The organism is Pseudomonas parafulva (genome assembly GCF_002021815.1).
In the GTDB taxonomy this organism is placed as follows: Bacteria; Pseudomonadota; Gammaproteobacteria; order Pseudomonadales; family Pseudomonadaceae; genus Aquipseudomonas; species Aquipseudomonas parafulva_B.
Genome location: NZ_CP019952.1, coordinates 2,980,848 through 2,984,950, shown reverse-complemented (window position 1 = coordinate 2,984,950; position 4,103 = coordinate 2,980,848). Strand labels below are relative to the sequence as shown.

2 protein-coding genes are annotated in these 4,103 nt (G+C 62.1%); one reads left to right on the top strand and one right to left on the bottom strand.

What is annotated here, in order from left to right:
* Nucleotides 1-36: 36 nt before the first annotated feature.
* Entirely contained in the window at nucleotides 37-999 is a 963-nt protein-coding gene (locus tag B2J77_RS13430; RefSeq protein WP_078478834.1) for an alpha/beta hydrolase, read from the top strand.
* Between the two features lie 563 nt (nucleotides 1,000-1,562).
* Here B2J77_RS13430 and B2J77_RS13425 read toward each other — a convergent pair.
* Entirely contained in the window at nucleotides 1,563-4,013 is a 2,451-nt protein-coding gene (locus tag B2J77_RS13425) for a TonB-dependent siderophore receptor (protein ID WP_078478833.1), read from the bottom strand.
* Nucleotides 4,014-4,103 lie beyond the last annotated feature (90 nt).

The following is a 4,103-nucleotide window of genomic DNA, read 5'->3' as shown; positions in this document are numbered from 1 at the left end:
CGCGCCCTGTCACTGACTTTCAAGTAAGGATTGAACATGGCATTGCACCCTGACCTGGCCGCGTTTCTGGAACTGGTCGAATTCGGCAGGCTGACCGGCAAAAGCCAGCCCATGCACGCGATGGAGGTGGCCCAGGCCCGCGCCGAATTCGCCGCCAGCTCGCAAGTGCTCGACCCCAGCCCGCCCGGTGACCTGAGTGTCAGCCAATTGAGCATCCCCACTCGCGACGGCGCCCAGCTGCCCGCACGGCTCTACCGTAACGGGCAGCCTGCAGCTGCACCGCAACCGGTGATCCTCTACCTGCACGGCGGCGGCTATGTGGTCGGCAGCCTCGACTCACACGATTCGGTGTGCCGGCGCCTGGCGAGCATGGGCGACTTCGCGGTGCTCGCCCCGGATTACCGACTGGCGCCGGAGCACCGTTTCCCCGTTCCTGTGAACGATGCGCTCGATGCCGCCAACTGGCTGGCCGAGCATGCCCTTGCGCTTGGGCTGGACAACCGCCGGGTGGTGTTTGCCGGCGACAGCGTCGGCGCAAGCCTTGCGACCGTCCTGGCCATCACCGCGGTCAAGGCCCCTGAAACGTTGGCGATCAAGCCGCTGGCGCAGCTGCTGTTCTACCCGGTCACCGACTTGTCGTGCCTGCGCGACTCCCACCGCCAGCATGCCGAAGGCTATTTGCTGGAGACCGAGACGCTGGAGTGGTTCTACCAGCACTACGCACCGCTGCCCCAACAACGCCTGGACTGGCGCGCTTCACCGCTGCTAGCCCAAGTGGACACGCCTCTGGCGCCGGCTTATCTGTGGGTGGCGGAATATGACCCGTTGCATGACGAAGGCCTGGCCTATCGCGACCGGTTGCAGGCGAGCGGGACGCCGGTGACGTTTGTACGGGCACAGGGGCTTAGCCATGACTTTTTGCGGATGTCGGGGTTGGTGGGGCAGGTGGGGGGAATTTATCGGGATGTGGGGGGGTGGCTGAACGCGGTTGGGGGGTGAGGTGGGCGTTGTGTTATTTCGTCGATTTGGCCATCAACAGCAGACTGATCTGCCGTTACCACGGCGCTGGTACCTGACGATTTCTCAGCTGACGTTGCATTTGGATGACGTACACGTTTCGGGCGGCGCAGCCCATGTGCAACAGCGGCGGGCAGGCGATGAGCGTAATAGCCCTGGCGTGCCGTTAGCAGAATAGAGCGCACACACATCCGGCCCTATCTATTGCGACCAACTTGGACAGTAGGTGTGTGCTTTTTCTGATCGTTTACTAGGCTCTGTGAGAAAAGCCTTGATACTCGGTGATGCTGCGTGGAAAACAGCCTGGATCGCCAGCCCGGTCGGAATGCTCATTTACAACCACCCGTAACGTCGAGCGCGACTCCGACCGTTCCTCGGCTGTTTTTCGCCTTGCCTGACCTTCGTCTCAAGACTTTTCAGACGGAGCCTAGGTAGGCGTTGCGGATGGCTACAGGATGGGTAGCGTTCGAGCACAGCCGCCTTGCGGCGCCTCGCAGGCAAGCCGGCCCAGTTGCCGAGCCGGCTTGACGTTCCAGGCAGGGGGTTTAGAAGCTATACCGGGTCGTGAACATCACGTTGCGCGGCTCACCGTAATAACCGGTGAAGAACGTGGGGTCCAAGGCGCTGAAGTACTTCTTGTCGAACACATTGTTCACGTTGACGGTGGCGCTCAGCTCCTTGGTGATGTCGTAGCGCGCCATCAGGTCGAACACGGCGTACTGCTGCTGGGTCGCCTTGCCCTGGCTGGTGGTCAGGCTCAAGCCGCTCTGCCAGTTCATGCCGCCACCCACGGTCAGCTGGTTGAGCTCGCCGGGCAGGCGGTAGGTGGTCCAGAGCTTGACCAGGTTGGCCGGCGCCTCGGTCATGATGCGCTCGTGGTCCGAGTCCTTGGTCAGGCTGTGGCTGTAGCTGGCGCTGACGTTCCAGTCGGGCATGACTTCGCCGTAGATTTCCATGTCGATGCCGCGGGTCTTGGCGCCGGACACCGCGCGGTACGCCGACTCACGAACGGTACCTTCGACAGTCTCGCCGGTGGCCACGCCCAGGTTGTCCTGCTTGATTTCATAAAGGGCGACGGCGGTGTTGACCCGCCCCTCCAGAAACTCACTCTTCAGGCCAATCTCGTAGTTGTCACCTTCGCGCGATTCCAGGGTCTTGCCTGCTTGATCGCGGATCGACTGCGGCTTGTAGATCTTGGTGTAGCTTGCGTAAAGCGAGTGGACGTCGGTGAGGTCGTACACCACCCCTGCATAGGGGGTGACGAAACCGCTTTCGCGGGTCGAGGCCCGGCTGTTCAGGCCGGGGTAGGACGGGTTGGCCACGGTTTTTTTCTTGTAGCTGTAATCCCCCACCCGTGCGCCCAGGATCAGCGACAGGTCATCGGTGGGTTTGAAGCGCGCCACCATGTACGCGGCGTTCTGGCGCACGGTGGTGTCGTCGTTCATCAGCTTGCCCACTGAAAGGGGGCGCTCGGTGTCGTTGTCCCAGGTGTAGATATTGGCCGGGCGGCCTTCCAGGTCGTCGTCAGCCGGGTCGCTGTAGTCGTGGAATTCCGAACCGCTCAGGCCGATCACCAGCTCATGCTCGCGGCCCAATAGCTGGAAGGGGCCCTGGACCAGGGCGTCTATACCCAATTGGCGCTGCGAGCCTGAGCCGTCGCCGCCGTACAGGTAGGCACCTTCGCCGGTTTGCTTATCGGGGAAGTCGCCGCTGAGCGAGGCCAGGGAATAGTCACGCGAGCTGTACATGTTGTTGACCGCCACCTTGAGCTTCCAGTCGTTGACCAGGCTTTGCTCAAGGTTGGCGAAGGTGGTGAGCGTGTTCTGCTTGCGATAGCTCCAGCGCGAACCTGCGTTGATCGAACGGGAAAAGTCGGTCTGCTCGCCATTGCTGTAGAACAGCGGGAAGCTGGCGAACGATACGCCACGCGGGTTGTTCTTCTGGTAGTCCACGCCCACGCTCAACAGGGTGCTGTCGGTGAGGTCGGCTTCGAGGATGCCGTAGTAGGTCTGTTTTTCCTGCTGGTAGTGGTCGATGTAGCTGTTGCCTTGCTTGTACGCCACGACTGTGCGACCGCGCAGGCGGGCATCGTCGGTCAGGGGGCCAGACACGTCCACCTCGGTGCGGTAAGTGTCCCAGGAACCCGCCCCGGCGGTGATCGAGCCCTGGAAGGTGGAGGTCGGCCGCTTGCGGACCAGGTTGATGCTGCCTGATGGGTCACCGGCACCTGTCATCAGGCCAGTGGCGCCGCGCACGATTTCGACGCGGTCGTAGATCGAAGTGTCGATCAGGCTCTGCGGGCTGGCGCTGGTCTGCACGATCAGGGTGGTGGGGATGCCATCGAACTGGTAGCTGTCGATCGAATAGCCGCGCGAATAGATGTTCACCCGCTCACTGTCGATGTTCTGCACCGACAGGCCCGGCGCCTGCTTGAGCACGTCGCTCAGGGTGGTCAGCTGTTGGTCCTGCAGGCGTTGACGGGTCATCACGCTGACCGACTGAGGCGTTTCGCGCAGGGACATGGGCAGCTTGGTGGACGCACTGCTGCTGTTGACGGTGTACGAACGGCTGGCTTCGCTCGAACCGTCCAGGTTGCTTTGCACGGTGGTGGCGTCCAGCTGCAGCGAGCTGGTGTCGTTGCCACGACGGTGAATGGTCACACTGTTGCCCTGGATGTCGTACGCAAGCCCCGTGCCTGCCAGCAAGGTGGCCAGGGCCTGCTGCGCGGTGAGGTGGCCTTTGACGGCTCGACCCTTGAGCCCTTGCACATCATCCGGGCTGAACAACACCTGCTGGTCGGCCTGCCGCCCGAACGCCTGCAACGAAGCGGAGAGCGGCATGGCGGCAATGTCCACATCCACTTCCTGGGCCATCACCTGGGCCGACAACGGCAGGCACAGCGCCATGCTCAGGCTTGAGCCGAGCAGCGTCGTCTGGAAGGCACGGTGAAGCCTTAAGGCCTGGGTGAGCGGGTTGAGCGTGCTAAGGGCTGGCATTACATCCTCTCTGATGGAGTTTGAAATGATAATGATTTGTATTAGTTGCTCAGTGAGACGCATCAGCGTAGGAAAACCGGAAAGAAAAGT